Annotated in this window: 15 protein-coding genes and 2 rRNA genes (1 of these 17 only partly in view); 4 read left to right on the plus strand and 13 right to left on the minus strand. The window is 50.8% G+C overall.

Features of this window, described 5'->3' with window-relative positions:
- Positions 1 to 42 precede the first annotated feature (42 nt).
- The gene (locus tag ACJJI0_RS14205; protein ID WP_444883098.1) at positions 43 to 1017 is read right to left on the minus strand and encodes a phenylacetaldoxime dehydratase family protein; all 975 of its coding nucleotides are present in this window, start codon (positions 1015 to 1017) and stop codon (positions 43 to 45) included.
- A 148-nt stretch (positions 1018 to 1165) separates the two neighbouring features.
- Positions 1166 to 1684, minus strand: coding sequence for a macro domain-containing protein (locus tag ACJJI0_RS14210; RefSeq protein WP_252083731.1), 519 nt, complete (start codon positions 1682 to 1684; stop codon positions 1166 to 1168).
- A gap of 167 nt (positions 1685 to 1851) precedes the next feature.
- On the opposite strand from ACJJI0_RS14210, the gene ACJJI0_RS14215 reads away from it, so the two are divergent.
- Positions 1852 to 2928 (plus strand): GGDEF domain-containing protein, encoded by a 1077-nt coding sequence (locus ACJJI0_RS14215; RefSeq protein ID WP_444883099.1) that lies wholly within the window; start codon positions 1852 to 1854, stop codon positions 2926 to 2928.
- 1 nt (position 2929) lies between these two features.
- Here the strand turns inward: ACJJI0_RS14215 and ACJJI0_RS14220 are convergent, their stop codons facing one another.
- Genes ACJJI0_RS14220 through ACJJI0_RS14230 form a run of 3 tightly spaced genes read right to left on the minus strand, consistent with a single transcriptional unit; the run spans position 2930 to position 4619 of the window.
- Complete coding sequence (locus ACJJI0_RS14220; RefSeq protein ID WP_444883100.1) at positions 2930 to 3697, minus strand: VIT1/CCC1 transporter family protein; 768 nt, start codon at positions 3695 to 3697, stop codon at positions 2930 to 2932.
- Positions 3684 to 3815: a hypothetical protein gene (locus ACJJI0_RS14225; RefSeq protein WP_444883101.1), complete on the minus strand. Its 132-nt coding sequence runs from the start codon at positions 3813 to 3815 to the stop codon at positions 3684 to 3686. The genes ACJJI0_RS14220 and ACJJI0_RS14225 overlap by 14 nt, the downstream gene beginning before the upstream one ends.
- A 24-nt stretch (positions 3816 to 3839) precedes the next feature.
- Positions 3840 to 4619: a hypothetical protein gene (locus ACJJI0_RS14230; protein ID WP_444883102.1), complete on the minus strand. Its 780-nt coding sequence runs from the start codon at positions 4617 to 4619 to the stop codon at positions 3840 to 3842.
- A gap of 209 nt (positions 4620 to 4828) precedes the next feature.
- Between ACJJI0_RS14230 and ACJJI0_RS14235 the strand changes: the two genes are divergently transcribed.
- Positions 4829 to 6046 (plus strand): patatin-like phospholipase family protein, encoded by a 1218-nt coding sequence (locus ACJJI0_RS14235; RefSeq protein ID WP_444883103.1) that lies wholly within the window; start codon positions 4829 to 4831, stop codon positions 6044 to 6046.
- 290 nt (positions 6047 to 6336) lie between these two features.
- Here the strand turns inward: ACJJI0_RS14235 and ACJJI0_RS14240 are convergent, their stop codons facing one another.
- The 5 genes from ACJJI0_RS14240 to ACJJI0_RS14260 form a co-directional block, all read right to left on the minus strand.
- Positions 6337 to 8229: a DUF885 domain-containing protein gene (locus tag ACJJI0_RS14240; protein WP_444883104.1), complete on the minus strand. Its 1893-nt coding sequence runs from the start codon at positions 8227 to 8229 to the stop codon at positions 6337 to 6339.
- A 160-nt stretch (positions 8230 to 8389) separates the two neighbouring features.
- On the minus strand, positions 8390 to 9235 hold the full coding sequence (locus ACJJI0_RS14245; protein WP_444883105.1) for a mechanosensitive ion channel family protein: 846 nt from the start codon (positions 9233 to 9235) through the stop codon (positions 8390 to 8392).
- A 76-nt stretch (positions 9236 to 9311) separates the two neighbouring features.
- The gene (locus ACJJI0_RS14250; protein ID WP_444883106.1) at positions 9312 to 9905 is read right to left on the minus strand and encodes a DNA-3-methyladenine glycosylase I; all 594 of its coding nucleotides are present in this window, start codon (positions 9903 to 9905) and stop codon (positions 9312 to 9314) included.
- Between the two features lie 180 nt (positions 9906 to 10085).
- Positions 10086 to 11075 carry an SDR family oxidoreductase gene (locus tag ACJJI0_RS14255; protein WP_444883107.1) on the minus strand — a complete coding sequence of 330 codons (990 nt, stop codon included), beginning with the start codon at positions 11073 to 11075 and terminating at the stop codon, positions 10086 to 10088.
- A gap of 226 nt (positions 11076 to 11301) precedes the next feature.
- The gene (locus ACJJI0_RS14260) at positions 11302 to 13434 is read right to left on the minus strand and encodes a prolyl oligopeptidase family serine peptidase (protein WP_444883108.1); all 2133 of its coding nucleotides are present in this window, start codon (positions 13432 to 13434) and stop codon (positions 11302 to 11304) included.
- Between the two features lie 62 nt (positions 13435 to 13496).
- Here ACJJI0_RS14260 and dtd point away from each other — a divergent pair, with 62 nt between their 5' ends.
- Together dtd and ACJJI0_RS14270 are read left to right on the plus strand one after the other, a co-directional pair.
- A complete protein-coding gene (dtd, locus tag ACJJI0_RS14265; protein WP_444883109.1) occupies positions 13497 to 13934 on the plus strand; it encodes a D-aminoacyl-tRNA deacylase in 438 nt (145 codons plus the stop codon).
- Between the two features lie 128 nt (positions 13935 to 14062).
- On the plus strand, positions 14063 to 14584 hold the full coding sequence (locus ACJJI0_RS14270) for a GNAT family N-acetyltransferase (RefSeq protein WP_444883110.1): 522 nt from the start codon (positions 14063 to 14065) through the stop codon (positions 14582 to 14584).
- Between the two features lie 33 nt (positions 14585 to 14617).
- On the opposite strand, the gene ACJJI0_RS14275 is transcribed toward ACJJI0_RS14270, so the two are convergent.
- From ACJJI0_RS14275 to ACJJI0_RS14285, 3 genes are all read right to left on the minus strand, one after another.
- Positions 14618 to 15616: a YncE family protein gene (locus tag ACJJI0_RS14275; RefSeq protein ID WP_252083743.1), complete on the minus strand. Its 999-nt coding sequence runs from the start codon at positions 15614 to 15616 to the stop codon at positions 14618 to 14620.
- A gap of 808 nt (positions 15617 to 16424) precedes the next feature.
- Positions 16425 to 16540 (minus strand): 5S ribosomal RNA (gene rrf, locus ACJJI0_RS14280).
- Positions 16541 to 16743: 203 nt separating this feature from the next.
- Positions 16744 to 18022: ribosomal RNA gene (locus ACJJI0_RS14285) — 23S ribosomal RNA — on the minus strand; it runs 1602 nt beyond the window's last position.

The following is an 18022-nucleotide window of genomic DNA, read 5'->3' on the forward strand; positions in this document are numbered from 1 at the left end:
TGTCTATATCACTTTTCTGAGAGCTACAGATACACTTTACTTTTACTTGAGAAAACGCTTCAACCCTGTATCAGGATGACAGCCCTGATATAAAGCCCGCCCCTTGCCATGCGGCACTACTGCCACTTCGTGACTCAACAAAAGTTGCATCCCAGAGGCGAAGCGACTCGCATAACACTGCGCAGCCGCATAAATAGCTTTATGGGTAGGGTGGTGATGTACCCAGTTTTCCAAATCCGCCAGGGATGCAAACCAAGCAATAGTTTCAGTGTCCGGCCTGCCCAGTGCAGGATGCTCATCATTTAACAGGCGAGCACTAAGACAGCGCGATTCTATTGGGTTTGACTGCAAATAATGCACCCCCTGTTCATACTCGGAACACAGAGATTCCCGGTAGGCATGCCGCTCCGCGGAACTGGCTGCCGAGTACCCTTGAACTGTACGAATCATACATAAATTACCGGGAAGAGATATTTCTGTATCTGACTGTTTCCCAACCGGTATTGCCCGCAAGGTTTGCAGTTGACCCGGAAGCCCATCATTCTCCGCCGCACTAATTCGATCCCGCATCGCACCCCAGTAAGCGTGTTCATGCTGCTCACAAATATCAAAGTGGCGAAAAATCCCCCAGTCAGCCACAGGTGTGGAGGAAGATACTTCAAAGTGTGAGCGTGGAGCGGCTAACGCCTCATACCAAAATCCCGACTTACTCTGAATAATTTCCCGTAACTCAGTAGCTTCTTCCCTAAGCCATTTCCCCATTGATTCATCGTTGTCCCAATAGGCTATAGCAATATCGTTATAAGCTCCCTGAACATCGATGTGTCCCGCCCGCTCAAAGTGCAGCAAGCCTTTAGCACTGGATAAAAACCTGGCCAACAATCGGAATAGCGAATCGTCACGTTGTCCACTCGCAAACTGTAAGCCAACCTGGCACTGGACATACCAATGGTTAGAGGGAAGCTCTAGCTCCCATGCGGGGTAGGGAGGCTTGAAATTCACGGGGCGATTTTTCAAGCTTTATTCTCTCCTCGATCTCAGCTTTGTAAGTGCCTAACTTCTAGTTAAGGCACAACTTCTTCAGCCTTCTTCAAGGGCATTGTGAAAAGGCTTAATTAGTCCTTACTAAATAAGCACGACAGTACACTTTTGCGATCAGGTAATCTCACACCGTGTAGAAACGCCGCTCAACCCTCTCCCACTCTCCAAGAGCGGCGGGAGAATGTAAACAAACCGTCAGTTGATCAAATTCACCAGAATACTCATTGAGAACTTCCAGGGCCTGGTGTGCGGAAATGGCATGGGGAAATCGATTGGTACCCGCACCCAATGCGGGAAAGAGAATTCGCTTCAACCCCTTCTCCCTCGCAAGGCACAATACACTCTCATAACAGCGCCGTAGCTGGCCAATGGCCAAAGCGCCCCATTGATCACCACTGCTCCACTGCGGCGTAACCGTGTGCAGCAGATAATCCACCGGCAGATGATAGGCGTTGGTTAGCCGCGCCTCACCAACGGCACACTTCAGTTGCCTACCACACTGAGTCGCAAGCTCAACGCCACCCTGTGCATAAATCTGCGCCGAAAGGCCGCGCCCGCGAATAAGATGTTTGTGCGCGGGGCACACCAGTGCGTCCCCACGTAATGTCAGGATATTGCCCCAAGTCAGATGAATTTGTGTCACGGTTTCTCAGTTCTAACGTTTGCTTTACAGATACTGTAGCTCGCGGCTTTGGTCATCGGGCGAATCCTCCTATACTCGGCGCAGCTTCACTCTGCCGGTGAATTAAGTGACAGGAATCGCGCTTACGACCGACGGAAGTTGCAGTCTGTACAGGAACAGAGACGACTATGAACTCAGGGTATAACAAGCATCACACCGCACTAAACACACCTGTGGCGGAGCTGGAGCGCATCGACCTGCGCCGCCGTATCATGGCCTCCTCCTACATGTTAATTTTTGCCATGGCGGTAACCGGTGCCATGGCGGTTATCGCCCTGAGCGCCGCCGATATTCTGCAGGCCACGACCCTTTCCGCCGCCGCAGTAGTGATACTCTGCTCCTATGTCACCATCAATGTGATGGGTCCCAGCCAAAAAACACCGCTACTGGTAGGCATTCTTTTATTGGTACTCTACTTTTATCTGCTGTTATCCGGTGGGGTTAACAACACTGGCCTAATGTGGGCGGTGATGTTGGTGCCAGGATTTATCAATTTATACGGCTATAAGACCGGCACAGTGGCGCTGATCGCCATCGGCCTAGTCACCGCTACGGCTCTTTTCTACCCGGACTTCCCCGGCCTGAAGGCGGAATATGACACCGCCTATCGCGCACGTTTTATTGCGGTTTTTGGCGCTCTTACCGCTCTCACCGCACTACTCGACAGCAGTCGCCACCACACCCAACAGCTACTCGAACGCCTCACCGGTGAACTGGAAAAAAGCGCCTCCACCGATGCCCTCACCGGGCTGGCGAACCGCCGCGAGGCCTACCGGGCTATCCACGATATGGAACGGCGCAACAAGGAGTTACAAGGCCGATACGTGATACTGATTGGCGACCTGGACAACTTTAAAAGCATTAACGATACCTACGGCCACGGCTTTGGCGACCGCATTTTGCAGGACGTAGCGAAAATCCTCGGGGAAAACACCCGCGCAGAAGATGTTGTTGCACGCTGGGGCGGAGAGGAATTTCTGCTGCTGTTGCCCAATACCGATGTGCGCGGCGGCAGGGTGCTGGCAGAAAAACTGCGTCGCAAGGTCGAGGCCCTGAGCCGCCGCTACGTACAGCCGGTAAAAGTTTCCATCAGTTTTGGCGTGGTAGAGGGAAGTGGCAACCCTCACAACCAACTGCTGGCGGAGGCGGACAAGCGTATGTACCGGGCAAAGAACAGCGGCCGCAACCGGGTAGTAGCCGCCTAGGTCAAGCGATAAGGTCGCGCAGGAAGAAGCCTACGGCGAATGCCAGCGCGGCGGCACCGCCACCAAATACCAGAGTCTTGAAGCCCGCCATCCAAACCTTTTGGGAGAATACCAGCCCCTTGCACAGACCGATGGCAAAGAAGGTTAAAGCCGCCAGAATAACGCTGCTGTAGAACTGTTGTGACGAGTTCAGTGGCGAGAGAAGGTAGGGCAACAGCGGCACGGTACCCATGCCAATAAATGCGAAGAAGGTCACCAAAGCACTGCCCAGAGGTTTGCGTTTGGTGCGGCTGATACCGTATTCCTCCGCCAACATGGTCTCAATCCATAGCTGGCGATTGGCGGTAATGGTAGTGACGATCTCGTCCAGCACCTGCCCGCGAAATCCCTTGCGATGGAATATCTGGCGAATCTCCTCTCGCTCTCCCTCGGGTACCAGTGCGATATGCTCGCGTTCGATACGTGTGGCCGCCGCAGCTTGTTCACGCTCCACGCTGACGGCCTCGTAATTGCTCACCGCCATACTGAAGCCATCCGCAATCAGGTTGGCGAACCCCATGACCAACACCACCGACTCGGAAAAACCCGCGCCGAAGGCACCGGCCACTATGGCAAAGGTGGTAACGCAGCCATCGATGGCCCCCAGAACAAAATCGGAGACCCGTTGAGATTTCGGCTCTCGCCCCAGGCGGGCGTGGATCCGCTCTGGGCGGTGCTCCTCAAGCAGCTCGCGCCGGGACATCGCTCCCTTTTGCTCACGCCCCGTCATAGCAGAGGCCCAGCAGGAGCACCTGACCGGGGTTTACAGCGGAGCTATAAAAGCCAGGGACTCGCGTATTCATACCGCGCATAAACACCTCATAGTCCCCTGTCCTATTTCCGCTCATTGCCTTGGCCCCGGCCAATCCAGTTTATTTCACAATAAAACTGCCCCTATCGACACCGGTATTTCCGGTTTTAGCGTCATAAGCGTAAACCAGAATTTCGTAGACGCCGGGTAAATCCGTGGCGAAGGGCGCACTAAAGGTATTCATAGTGTCCTGGATTTTCAGTGGCACTGTGGCAAATTCGCCTCCATTTCGCTTCACTATTGCAGTGACTTCAATCTTGCTGCCATCCCATAAGCCACCATCGGTGAAGGAACAGCCACACATCATCACCACATTGGCGCGAATCTCGAATGGACTCTTATCCAAACCGGTGTAAAGGTGAGTCTGAGGACTTAGCAGGTCCACCACCATGCCGGGGATTTCCACAATCAAGCCCTCGCCACCAATAGGCTTGCCGGGCACCAACCAGGTCTGGGTCTGCGCCACCACGCGGGCCTGTTTTTTGATGTAAGGGGCCAGAACCTCAATGGTAAGGAAAACTGGCTCACTAATATCCAGATTAGCGGTGAATTTAGCGGCCCCCTCGGCAATAGGCACATAGCGCTCACGCGGGGTCTTCATGATCTTACCAGTATCGCCGGTGCTCCCCTGGGTCAAGCCCTGTGCGAGAATTTCTCCAGTATCTGCCACACGGATAATGACCATGGCACCCCCAATGGAGGAACCGATAAATTTGGCATCCTTAGCTTTGGCACGCACGGTAATTTCGGTAGAAACCACCTTAGTATCCGTCTTGGCCCAAAGTGGAACAGCAACTAATTGGGCAATTAAAAAACATAAAATAATGATAATTTTTTTCATACTCAGCCTTTTTTAAGTTCTAATTCCTTCCATAAGCTAGACACCTTACTTTCAACAGGTGATATCAAAAGACACTCTCCTCTTTGGGGTCATATAAATCAAAACCAAACGATTTTCATATTAGGTATAAATTTTACATTACAATAGTTCCGCGATGAGAAAGGTGCATTGCTTAAGGACTAGCTACTGAACAAACATGGTTTCCTTTTATGCTGAAACTGGCCGGTCAGCTAACAAAAAAACTATTCTTCACCGTAACAACCTTATCTGGAGCCTATGCTCTTACGGCCTACATTTATAACAAATGCTTCCCTCAGTCGGTCACCTTTAACAGGGAATTTATCTCAAAAAGATTTGTTAGAAATTTAGATCATCTGCAAGATAAAGACACAATCAAAGTACTAATCATTACGGGTGGGGGCGTTCGCGGACTTATCCCCCTCTATGTCCTGCAATATATCGAAAAAACCCTAGGAAAACCGATTAATGAAGTATTTGATGTTTTTGCCGGAGTATCCACTGGAGCCGTTATAGCAACTGGAATCAACATCCCAGGTAAAGCTATTCCAGACTACTATGGGAAAAATATTTCTCACCTAGACTACCTAATAAATATTTATAAAGATGAAACGACTTATATCTTTAAATCCCCCTGGTATCACAAGCTGCTCACTGGGGCTGGGCTCTTCTCACCAGCCTATTTCGGCCGACGCCTACATGAGATCATGGAGAAATACTATACAAAAGATTTAAAATTTAATGATTTAGATAACTACGTTATTATTCCAACATTAAACATAGATAGCGGAGAAATCTTTTTATTCAAAAATCGAGGAGATGCGGCCCTAGATTTACCCACAAACAGCCTATACCAACTGGTAACAGCTGCAGCTAGTGCCGAGACGGCTTTCCCTCCAGTCTCTTTTGAATCGATGAAGTCTAACTTCCAATCTTCCTTCAAAATTTACCCAACAGCTAAAGAAAAGGATATTTGTTGTGTATTTGCAGATGCGGCTATAGCTATAAACAACCCGTCTAGTTTAATCCTAAGAGACATTATTCATGAATTCCCAGAAAAAAAATACTACATACTGGTCTTGTGCTCTGGATACCCAAAGCTACTAAGCTCAAGTATGAAGTACCACTCGCTGAGAAAATGGGGGCGCATTCACTGGGCTCATGATGCTTTAACCAACATACAGCGCTCTATGGATAAAAACCAACTTTACACTTTAGAGATTGCCAAAATTCTTTCCCAAAAGGGGCGTATCGAATACGATTTTCTCAACGTAGATATTGACCATCCTTTCGTGGGCATATTCGACTATGACTTATTGCATCACCTCAAATATTACTCAGAAAAATTAATCAAAGAGAATAAATGTAGCTTAAGAAACATTATCCGACACCTCAACCGAATGGATTAACGTCGACTTTAAAAAACCTGAAAAAACTGAGAAAATCTTAAGTCAATCTAATAATTCTGAGAAAACAATTCTTTAACTCCCTCCAACCCACATAGTTCACTGTCAAACTTTCCCAACAGTTTCAGCTGGAAATTTACCCAGCAGTTCCGTTGCGCTCTTAAGGTTTAATGAATAATGAGAGCTTTAACTTTTTCTCTTTGGCCAAACAATTAAAAAATGGGAAAGGTAGAGTCACCCTCATAAAAAAAGCCGGGCAATGCCCGGCTTTAATTCAATAACCAAGTGAGCTTTTAAGCGCTCTTAATTGAGTCCACCCAAGCAGCCACCCGGCTCTCCAGGACTGGTACCGGCAGTGCACCGCCACCCAGTACGGTGTCGTGGAAACCGCGGATATCGAATTTGTCGCCCAGCTGCTCCTCGGCCTGCTTGCGCAGCTCCTGAATCTTCAGCATCCCGATCTTGTAGGCGGTAGCCTGACCCGGCCACACCAGATAGCGGCGTACTTCGGAGCGCACGGCTGTTTCAGGAATCGCGGAGTTTTCCAGGAAGTATTCTACCGCCTGCTCCTCGCTCCAACCCTTGGCATGCATGCCGGTATCCACTACCAAGCGGATAGCGCGCCACATTTCTGCGGTCAGATGACCAAACAGGTTGTAGGGGTCCTCGAATGCACCCATCTCCTTAGCCAGTTTTTCAGAGTACAGGGCCCAGCCTTCGACATATACGGTGAAGTGCGCCTGGGTACGAAACTGTGGGATATCCTCCAGTTCCTGCGCGATGGAAATCTGCATATGGTGGCCGGGGTTGCCCTCGTGGTAAGCCACAGTTTCCATATCTGTCGTGGAGTAGGCGCTCATGTCAGACAGGTGCGCATAGTAGATGCCAGGGCGAGAACCGTCTGGAGTGCCCGGGTAGTAGTGCTGGGCACCACCATCCTGCTCGCGGAAAGATTCCACCCGCTTAACCACCAGCTCAGCCTTGGGCAGCAGGCCGAAGTAGTCCGGCAGCTTCTTGGTGATGTCGTCGAGGAAAGCCGTGGAATCATCCAGGTAACCCTGGCGGCCTTCGTCAGTATTGGGGTAGTAGAACTGGCCATCTTCACGGATAAAGGTGAAGAACTCCTGCAGGTTGCCCTCGTAGCCCACCTGCTTCTTGATGGTCTCCATCTCGCTGCGAATACGCGCTACTTCCTTCAGGCCGATATTGTGGATTTCATCGGCGGTCAGGCTGGTAGTGGTGGTATTTGCCAGGCGCTGGTTATAGTAGGCCATACCATTCGGCAGACTGCTGGCACCCTGAGGCTCTGCAGAGGCCTCCTGCACATCTTTCTCCAGCCAGGCAATCAGGGTCTTATAGGCTGGCAGGAACTCAGTCTCCAGGGCCTTGCGCGCATCTGCGGTCAGCTTATCGGCCTGCTTCTGGTCAATCTTGCCGGCTTCCAACAGTTCGGCGACTTTGCCTTTGGCTCCGGCCCATAGGGGGGCGTCCTCACCATCGGTGAAAGGGGCACCGTCGATCAGCTTGCTGGACTGCTCAATCGCGCCCTCGTAAGCGAAGCGCGGTGGGCGAATGCCCTCTTTGGCAGACTGCTCAGCGCGCTCGCGCAGCTGATTGATAGCCCGGGAAATACCGCCGATACGGGCGATATACGCCTGCATATCCTCGGTATTGTCCACCTTGTGGAAGTTCAGCAGAAAGTTGGGCAGTTGCGATTGCACGCCGCCCATCTGCTCGAAAATATAGCCATGGCGCTTAAAGGGCTCGGCGGCTTTGGCCTGCTGAAACTGGTAAACCCAGATATCGTAGGACGTTTTCCCTTCTTGACTCAGCTTGTCGTAGTCGAAGTTCTTCTTCAGCTCTGCAACGGCTTTTTCCATCCAGGCCAGCTGGCGCGCCTCGGCGGCTTCGCTCATATCGTCGATCTGGTCGTACTGCTCCTTGCGGCCGAGATAGGACAGCTGCATGGGGCTGAACTGCAGCTGCTCTTCGTAACGCGCATCCAGCCATTCGGTCAGACGCTTGGTCTCAGCCACCGCATCAACGGTTACAGGGGCCTCGGCAACGGCACTTTGAGCTTTGTCGGCATTCGCTCCTGCTTGAGCGCTCTTATCGCCCTGACAGCCCGCAAGGATAGCGACAGCCAGCAGGCTGGGGATCAAAGGGTTGTTCAGCTTAATCGGCATTTTCCTATCTCGGTCAAAAGTTGTACAAAAAAACGCCGCTAACTTTGACACGAAATCTTTGAACTGTCGATTCGGGCTCTTTCAAACGCTATATCTGCGCGTCGAGACGAGCAGTCTTGTGAGGATTCCGCCTAAGATGGCGGACCATTGGGACTCTGTGTTATGTCTTCGGCTCGGGGGAGCTGGGATCGGGCCACTCGGGCTTCTGCACAATATGCAGCTCCCGCTGGGGGAAGGGGATCGTTAAGCCCGCGCCCTCCAGGGCGGGTTTCAAGCGCTTCATGAGAGTCCAATAGACATCCCAGTACTCAACAGTCGGTGTCCAAACCCGAACTTGCAGGTTCACCGCACTATCCCCCAGTGCGCGAACCGCGAAGCTCGGCTGAGGCTCCGGTAGAATTCGCGGTTCATCTGCCACTAGTCGGCGCAATACCTGCATACCCGCCTCGATATCGTCTCCGTAGGCGATGCTCGCCACTATTTCGACACGACGAGTCTGATTGTGGCTGTAATTAGTGAGGGTCTGCCCCCAAATGGTGCTGTTCGGTGCTGTAATTCGCAGGCCATCGCTAGTATCCAACGTAGTGGTAAAAAGACCCACTTGACGCACTGTGCCCACGGTCTGGCCAAACTGAATCACATCGCCGACACGAAAGGGGCGCAAACTCAGCAAAATAAAACCGGCCGCAATATTTTGCAGGGTATCCTTTAAGGCCAGTCCCACCGCCAAACCGGTAGCACCGAGTAAGGCAATCAGACTTGTGGTATTGATCCCAAACACATCCAGAACCACCAGCGCCCCGACAATATAAATGGCCCAGGTCGCAATATTGCGCAGCACCGGCACCAGTGTCGCATCGAGCCGGCTGGTTAATCGATTTATAGCGCTTCGCGCCAAGTGGCCCACCCCCAGAGTCACTGCAATAACCAGCACTGCGGCCGCAATCCGTAAAAAGCCAGCAGTGAAGAGAGGCCAGTAACTTTCACCAATACCATCAAGGCTCATAGGGGTCCTCCTGTTCATTGGCAAATGCGCTGATAAAAAAGATCGGAACCGGCTAACCACAGCGGTTATTTGCTTTCTAAAGTAATCCCGCCGCCTCGGCTTCATCCAGGCAGCGCTGACGCGCAGGGCAAGTGTGCAAATGGTCATTAACCATCCCCGTGGCCTGCATATGAGCGTACATAATGGTAGAGCCAACAAAACTAAAGCCGGCTTTTTTAAGCGCCTTACTCATCACATCAGATTCCGCTGTACTGGCCGGTACCTGCTTGAGGGAGCGGGGTTTATTCACGATTACCTTGCCGTCGGTAAATTGCCAGAGAAAGTCAGAGAGTGTTTGCCCTTTCTCTCGCAGTGCCAGAGTTGCGCGGGCATTTTTAACCGCAGACTCCACTTTGAGACGGTTGCGTATGATCCCCGGGTCCTGCAGTAACTTTTCTATCTTGCGCGGCGTATAGCGCGCAATTTTTTCTGCATTGAAATTATCGAAAAGACGGCGATAGTTATCCCGCTTATTTAATACGGTTATCCATGACAACCCGGCCTGGGCCCCCTCCAACAGCAGAAACTCAAACAGGGTGGCCTCATCGGTTACCGGGCGACCCCATTCCTCATCGTGGTAGCTTTGATATAGCGGGGTGGACAGGCACCAGCCACAGCGTTTCTCTTCCATAATAGGTTCCTAAAATTTATTTTCCTTAATCTCAAGCAGTGACGGCGCTCGGTAACAATACCGAGCACAGCCAGCAAAAAGGAGAGGACTAGCGCTATTGAGCTCCGGAAAAGAAATAGTGCTGAATCAACTGCAAAACCAACAACAAGGAAACCAGGATAAAAATAATATTACTGCGATTCACTTTATCTCCAATAATTTTTGCTCTACTAACCAGTCGCGACATTCGCACAACATGGCATCTAATGTCACCTCTGATTGATAGCCGAGTTCGCGTTCTGCCTTGGAGCTGCTAGCTACAACCCGGCGCGTCACCAGGGTGGCCTTTTCCGGGGTAATTACCGGTTCCTTACCACTCACACGCGACCATACATCAGAGAGCCAGGCGATAGACTGAATAACGAAGGCGGGAGTTGTACGCTTCGGCACAGGCTTGTGCAGCAGCTCGGCTATTTTGCCAAAAAATTCCAGAAAACTGGCATCAGTGCCGGCGAGGATATAATTCTCTCCACAGCGACCCTTTTCGACCGCCTCGATATGCGCCCGAGCCACCGCCCCGGCATGACAGAAAGACCCCCAACCCGGCGGCACGCCTGGCAATTGGTTTTTATCGATTAGAAAAAATGTCTGCGCCCAACTACTGGTGTCGAATTTCCCCACGATTGCACAAGGATTGAGAAATACCGCATCCAATCCCTTGTCAATCTCTTTGCGCACCGCTATTTCTTCACGCTTTTTGGTATACAGATAATGATGGCGGGGATCGTCTGCACGCTTTTCACTCTCTTCGGTGATCGTATCCCTGTGGTAACCGTAGGCGGAGATCGAACTGGTCACGATCATACGGCCAACATTTTTCTCCCTCGCAACCTTTGCAATATTCGCCGCCCCCTCCACATTGTCCTTCCACTGCTGTGCATTGCCACCGCGCCACATACTGGTATTGGCCGCCATATGGAAAAGGGCATCGACATCGTCAGGAATAGCTGAGCGCAGTGAGTCTGAATCGTTCAGGGAGGCCTCAACCAGCTCCACCCCCATGTTGCGCAGCCTCTCTGTGTTGGAGGTCTTGCGATGCATGGCGGTTACCCGCCAGCCATCGGCTTTCAGTTGCTCGACAAGGTTGGCACCGAGGAAGCCGCTGCCCCCGGTCACGAATGCATGTTTCATAGATCCACCGGATGATTATTTTTTGTTATTCATACCCAGTGATAGCCTCTGCCAAGACTTCCGCACCCCGGGAGGGTAAACCGCAGGCAGTACTACAATCTCGACAAGGTGGGCTGTGCACCAACACTGTTGCTGATGCAGCCCCAGGGTTAAACCCAATCCGCAGTGTCTGAACGGGAGCACCAACACGGCCCCCACTATCTACACATTGAGTCGATGGGAAAGGTTACTCGATTTTCATTCCCAGCTGGTGGGCGAGGAAGCTCCATTGGTTGGCGAAGTCCTCCACCTGCATCCACACCGGCTTGCCGGCACCGTGGCCAGCCCGGGTCTCCACCGCGAGCCATATCGGCTTTTCACAGCCCTGATCCCGCTGCAGGGCGGCCGCAAACTTGTAGCTGTGCCAGGGCACTACACGATCATCGCGGTCGGCGGTGGTGATCAGGGTGGCAGGGTAGCAAGAGCCCTCGCGGGTATTGTGAACCGGAGAGTATGCATGCAACGCCTTAAATTCCTCGCGGTTTTCGCTCAGACCGTAGTCACTGGACCACTGGCGTGCGTTGGCGGAAGCGGTGTGGTAGCGCAGCATATCGAGCACGCCCACTACCGGCAGTGCCGCGGCAAACAAGTCCGGACGCTGCACCAGGGTCGCGCCCGCGAGTAATCCGCCATTGGAGCGCCCACTGATACCCAGCTTCTCTGGAGAGGTAACTTTCTCCGCGATTAGCCACTCGGCTGCGGCGATAAAGTCATCGAAGACATTCTGCTTCTGGGTCTTGGTACCTGCCTGATGCCAGGCATCACCGTACTCGCTACCCCCACGCAGGTTGGCCAGCGCCAGGGTACCGCCCATATCCAACCAGCCCACAAAGCGGTTGTAAAAGCGTGGCAACTGAGCAGAGTTGAAACCACCATAACCATACAGCAGTGTGGGGTTGGAGCCATCGCGCTTCATACCTTTCTTATGCACTAAGAATAAAGGTACACGGGTGCCGTCTTTGCTCTTATAGAAGTGCTGGCTCACGGTTAAGTCAGAGAAGTCTGCAGCGTATTTCGGCTGCTTAAATATTTTGCTTTCACCGGTCTGCACATTCAGGTGATAAATACTCGGTGGGGTAATGAAATTGGAGAAAGAATAAAAGGTCTCCACTTCATCCGGCTCACCGTAAAAACCCTTCACAGAGCCCACGCCGGGCAATTTCAGCTCGTACTGCTTCTTACCATTGGTGTCAGTCACCAGCACTCGCGACTTGGCATCTTTTAAATAGTGCAGCACGAATCGGTCGCCAATATAGCTGGCACTCTGCAGGGCGCTGTCTGCCTGCGCCACTAGGTCACGCCAGTATTTCCGCTGCGGCTTTGCCAGGTCGATCGCAATTATCCGGCCCAGCGGTGCGCCCGCACTGGTCTCGAAGAAGAAGGTACTGCCCTTATTACCGAGAAACTGATAGAGGCCATCCCAGTCATCCAACAGCTTGATGACCTTGCCGGTGTCATCGCGTAAGTCGCGATAGTAAAAGCCGTTAGAATCATAACCATCGAAAATGGTGAACAACAGATAATTGCCATCATCGCTTACCTCGGCATCAGGGTTGCGAGTGGGATGATCGGTAATACGGTATACCAATTGGTCGCGCTCCTGGGAGTCTCCCAGGCGGTGGAAATAGACAGCGACCTGCTTGCTATCATCGGCACTGCCATCCTTGTTGAATGGGTAACGACTGTAATAGAAGCCCGACTCATCTGGGGCCCAGCTGGCATCACTGAACTTGATCCCAGTCAGTTGCTCCTTTAGGTCCTTGCCGGTCTTTAAGTCGCGAATACGATAGTCTGTCCAGTCCGTGCCGCCATCCGAAATTCCATAGGCCAGGTAACGCCCCTTGGGGCTGACCTTAAGTCGTTTCGCTGCGACGGTGCCGTCCTCACTCAAGCTGCGTGGGTCCAGCATAGGCTTGCCATCCTGGGCAAGCTCCCCGGCGCGGTAGAAAATGTTCTGATCCCAGTCACCGTTGTTGTAGTCGTAGTAGTAGCTATCGCCTTTCTTATAGGGCACGCCATAGCGCTCGTAGCGCCACAATTCAGTGAGGCGATCATTGATCTTCTGCCAGCCTGGCAGATCCTTCAGGCGAGGTAACGCATGCTTGTTCTGTGCCTTGACCCACCCCTTAACCTCTTCATTAGACATATCCTCCATCCAACGAAAGGGGTCGGATACCTCAACACCGAAGTATTCATCTATGTGCTCAATAGTCTGACTCTTGGGGTAGGTTTCCACCGCCTGCACAGCGGCTGTGGCCAGAGCCCCAACCAGGAGTGCCATTAACTGTTTCTTCATACGGTATTCTCGGTTTCTCTGCATGAATCAGTCCGCTAATCTAGGCGATTTACTCGCAGGGTTCCAGAGAGACAGAGAGGTCTGAGATGAAAGGATTAATCCAACGGGTCAGCCACGCCCGCGTAGAGGTGTCTGGCCAGTCGGTGGCTGCTATTGAGCACGGTATACTCTTGCTGTTGGGAGTGGAGTCTAAAGACAACCGTGAAAGCGCAGACAAATTACTGCATAAGGTACTGAATTATCGGATTTTTCCCGATGAAAACGGCCGTATGAACCACAATGTGCAACAGGCCGCTGGTGGGCTCCTTGTCGTAAGCCAGTTTACCCTAGTCGCTGAAACTGAACGCGGCCTTCGACCCAGCTTCAGTCGCGGCGCCAGCCCACAACATGCCGAGGGCCTGTACGATTATTTTCTTGAGCGCGCTAATGCCCAATTTACACCGGTAGCCAGCGGAATCTTCGCCGCAGATATGCAAGTGTCTCTTCTCAATGACGGCCCGGTTACCTTTATGCTGGAAACCTAAAGTCCTTAAGAGCTTCATTCTCCAAGTCTGAAGTGCTGGGGCAAATCCTCGTAAACTTATTAAGTAAAAACTGCATTTTTATAAAATCGTCTCACTTGAGAGATTCCACCACCAAGGAGAAAAACCGCATGCGGTTAACGGTAACAGAAGATATTTATCTGGAATTTCTACAGGAGAAAGATTCCCAGGAGCTTTTTTATCTAATAGAAGATAACCGCCCACTTTTGGAAAAATATTTGTACTGGGCAAAGTCTGTACAGGATATGGAGTCGACCAAACAATATATTTGCCAGCGTATTTATAGTAAACACAATGGCTCTGCCTGGTACAAGATCATTTTTAATGACCAACTCTCCGGAATAATCGGTGTCAAAGAAATTAATCAGAAAAACAAGAGTGCCGAAATTGGCTACTGGCTCTCGGCTCACTGCCAGGGCAAAGGTGTAATGGCGAAAGTTGTGGCGAGGATTTGCGAAGAACTAAAAAGACAAGCTGGTGTAGCCCAGATAAAAATACACTGCCTTTCTGAAAATACCGCTAGCATTGCGGTTGCAAGACGGGCCGGTGGAATCCACAGTAGCACCATCCCCGCATACCTTACGATCGATGGAAAGTCCCAGGACCTAATGATCTACACCGTCGCCCTCTAACAACATCCACCATTAAAAAATATTATATCGAATTTACTCGGGCTGAATCGTTACCGGACTCCACTCCAAGCCATCAGCCCCCTGACCAGCCTTAAAAATTCTCTTGATTTCCCACTTGTCGGTATCTATTTCGACCACCTTCCCGTCTCTCTGTGATCCGGCATATAGAAACTTACCATCGGGGGTAAAGAGTAGTGAAGCCGGTTCCCGTGCAGAGGCAGCGCCTAAGTCAATACTCTTAAGCTCTTTGCGGGTTGCCGCATCGTAAATCACCACCCGATTTCCCTGTAGATCCGCAACTGCAACCAGCTTCCCTTCGGGATGGAAACTTATGCGAATGGGAAGGTAACCAACATCAATGACATCCTTCTTTTTTAAACTAGCCGTGTCAAAGATGAAAATATTTTTTGAGCGATTATTACCTATCCATAGCTCTTTCCCATCGGGACTGACCCAGACCGCCTCAGGACCATCACCGGCCGGAAGAGTCTTTTTTAAGGTCATAGTGTCAGTATCGATCACGCTGAAAGTATCCGAGCCACGACTGGTGACATATGCAGTTTTAGTATCCGGAGATAAAGCCAGCAGGTGGCTTCCTATCTGGTCTGTTGATACAGAACCGAGTACCTTGCCTGCGACAGTATCAACCTTAATCACATCATGAGTTTCTTCAGTGGTCACGATAAGGTCATCACCACTTCCCAGCCAAGCAATACCATGAGGGCCCATATGCGGGCTAATATCGATAATACTCAAGCGTTTGCCCGTAGCCACATCGAAGACATTTAACTCTTCGCCAACGTAGCCATCTTCCAAATAGGAAACCACCACAACCTTTGATTTATCCGGGGACAAAATAAGTTCGTGTGGAGATCCACCAGTTTCCGTTCGCTTGATTTCCTTCCCATTTTCCAAGTCAATAAAGCTGACTGTCCCTTCATATTTATTACCCACTATTAGGGTACTCGCAAAAGTGAAACTACCCAGAAACAGGCTCAGGAGAATCAAGCTAGAAAGAATCGACCAGCGCATTAGAGCACCTCACCACTTGGTCCCAACTGCAAGTTATTCACACGGCACAACTATTTAGGCGCCTATGACCTGTCAGTATAGTTAAAAGTGCAAGACACCCTCTGGCTAGGGTCTAGAAACAGGCTCTGACTGTATAGTTTTATAAGATCTAGTGTTATTTGAGCTAATTACTAACAGAATCCATGGATAGAGCTGTGTATAACTCAGGGATACCCACCCTCAGGCCCCTGTTTCCGCGGGGCCCTTTTCAACGGGCAAAAAAACACCAGCCATTTATCCACTTTCCACCGCTTGGCGTTATTAACAGAAAGTCTGGATAGACTTGTGCATAACTGCGGTATATCCGCGCCAGGCCCCGTGGTTGCACAGGTTCATTAAAACGTGCAAAAAATCACCGGTATTTTTATTGTTATTTCTGCGCCGTTTTTTTCAACGCAATGATTTTTCTAGTTTAAAGAGCACTTTTTTTATTTCAGGTGTTTTTTTGGTGGTGCTTGAGGTACAGATTAAATAAAGCGCGTTATTTTTTTGTATTTTCATTTTTTCCTTACAGAAAAAACTTAAGAAAGCGCTTTATTTATAGGAGGGAAGGCTCTTCGGAGCTTTTTAGAGCCTGCGCTTTTTTCATTGGCATTTACCGAGTTGGATTTTTCGGCGGGAGTGTTGCGAGTAAAAATTCGATTGGGCTTTTTATTTTTCTGTATTTTGAATTTTATTTTTTATTCTCTGTTTTTATTTTTTTATGCATTCAATATTTTTGTACATAAAAAAAGGGCCACCCTATTGGGTGGCCCTTTTCGGATTAGAAGCCTGACGATGACCTACTCTCACATGGGGAAGCCCCACACTACCATCGGCGATGTTGCGTTTCACTTCTGAGTTCGGCAAGGGATCAGGTGGTTCCACAACTCTATTGTCGTCAGGCAAACTGGCTTGGGTTGGCGTTGGTCTTATAAGCAATCTGCTTGGCCTGCCGTGTTATCGCTGTTTGCCTCGGTCTGGTGACCGGCGATAACCCCAAATAAGTCGGTAAAACAATCTGTAGTAATACACCGCAAGCGATCATTGTGTGTCTTTCATTCCACAATCCGCTAGCTTAGCTAGTCGTTAGTAACCATCTCTGTTGTATGGTCAAGCCGCACGGGCAATTAGTACTGGTTAGCTCAACGCCTCACAACGCTTCCACACCCAGCCTATCAACGTGGTAGTCTTCCACGGCCCTTTAGGACTCTCAAGGAGTCAGGGAAATCTAATCTTGAAGGAGGCTTCCCGCTTAGATGCTTTCAGCGGTTATCCCGTCCGAACATAGCTACCGGGCAATGCCACTGGCGTGACAACCCGAACACCAGAGGTTCGTTCACTCCGGTCCTCTCGTACTAGGAGCAACTCTTCTCAAATTTCCAACGCCCACGGCAGATAGGGACCGAACTGTCTCACGACGTTCTAAACCCAGCTCGCGTACCACTTTAAATGGCGAACAGCCATACCCTTGGGACCGGCTTCAGCCCCAGGATGTGATGAGCCGACATCGAGGTGCCAAACACCGCCGTCGATGTGAACTCTTGGGCGGTATCAGCCTGTTATCCCCGGAGTACCTTTTATCCGTTGAGCGATGGCCCTTCCATACAGAACCACCGGATCACTATGACCTACTTTCGTACCTGCTCGACATGTCTGTCTCGCAGTCAAGCGCACTTATACCATTATGCTCATTGCATGATTTCCGACCATGCTGAGTGCACCTTCGTACTCCTCCGTTACTCTTTGGGAGGAGACCGCCCCAGTCAAACTACCCACCATACACTGTCCTCGATCCGGATAACGGACCAGAGTTAGAACCTCAAACATACCAGGGTGGTATTTCAAGGACGGCTCCACAATAACTAGCGTTACTGCTTCAAAGCCTCCCACCTATCCTACACAAGTAGGCTCAAAGTTCAGTGCAAAGCTGTAGTAAAGGTTCACGGGGTCTTTCCGTCTAGCCGCGGGTACACTGCATCTTAACAGCGATTTCAATTTCACTGAGTCTCTGGTGGAGACAGCGTGGCCATCGTTACGCCATTCGTGCAGGTCGGAACTTACCCGACAAGGAATTTCGCTACCTTAGGACCGTTATAGTTACGGCCGCCGTTTACCGGGGCTTCGATCAAGAGCTTCGCCGAAGCTAACCCCATCAATTAACCTTCCGGCACCGGGCAGGCGTCACACCCTATACGTCCTCTTACGAGTTTGCAGAGTGCTATGTTTTTAATAAACAGTCGCAGCCACCTGGTCACTTCGACCGGCCTCAGCTTAGGGAGCAAGTCCCATCACCAAAACCGGCGTACCTTCTCCCGAAGTTACGGTACCATTTTGCCTAGTTCCTTCACCAGAGTTCTCTCAAGCGCCTTGGTATTCTCTACCTGA

This window comes from Microbulbifer mixtoriginis (SeqCode), from assembly GCF_052466695.1.

Bases quoted from the DNA above. Each gene is read 5' to 3' on its own strand.
- ACJJI0_RS14235 (WP_444883103.1), top strand. From the start codon at position 4,829: ATGCTGAAACTGGCCGGTCAGCTAACAAAAAAACTATTCTTCACCGTA.
- ACJJI0_RS14275 (WP_252083743.1), bottom strand. From the start codon at position 15,616: ATGCGCTGGTCGATTCTTTCTAGCTTGATTCTCCTGAGCCTGTTTCTG.
- ACJJI0_RS14260 (WP_444883108.1), bottom strand. From the start codon at position 13,434: ATGCAGAGAAACCGAGAATACCGTATGAAGAAACAGTTAATGGCACTC.
- ACJJI0_RS14220 (WP_444883100.1), bottom strand. From the start codon at position 3,697: ATGACGGGGCGTGAGCAAAAGGGAGCGATGTCCCGGCGCGAGCTGCTT.
- ACJJI0_RS14225 (WP_444883101.1), bottom strand. From the start codon at position 3,815: ATGAGCGGAAATAGGACAGGGGACTATGAGGTGTTTATGCGCGGTATG.
- ACJJI0_RS14270 (WP_444883110.1), top strand. From the start codon at position 14,063: ATGCGGTTAACGGTAACAGAAGATATTTATCTGGAATTTCTACAGGAG.
- ACJJI0_RS14245 (WP_444883105.1), bottom strand. From the start codon at position 9,235: ATGAGCCTTGATGGTATTGGTGAAAGTTACTGGCCTCTCTTCACTGCT.
- ACJJI0_RS14250 (WP_444883106.1), bottom strand. From the start codon at position 9,905: ATGGAAGAGAAACGCTGTGGCTGGTGCCTGTCCACCCCGCTATATCAA.
- dtd (WP_444883109.1), top strand. From the start codon at position 13,497: ATGAAAGGATTAATCCAACGGGTCAGCCACGCCCGCGTAGAGGTGTCT.
- ACJJI0_RS14230 (WP_444883102.1), bottom strand. From the start codon at position 4,619: ATGAAAAAAATTATCATTATTTTATGTTTTTTAATTGCCCAATTAGTT.
- ACJJI0_RS14255 (WP_444883107.1), bottom strand. From the start codon at position 11,075: ATGAAACATGCATTCGTGACCGGGGGCAGCGGCTTCCTCGGTGCCAAC.
- ACJJI0_RS14240 (WP_444883104.1), bottom strand. From the start codon at position 8,229: ATGCCGATTAAGCTGAACAACCCTTTGATCCCCAGCCTGCTGGCTGTC.
- ACJJI0_RS14215 (WP_444883099.1), top strand. From the start codon at position 1,852: ATGAACTCAGGGTATAACAAGCATCACACCGCACTAAACACACCTGTG.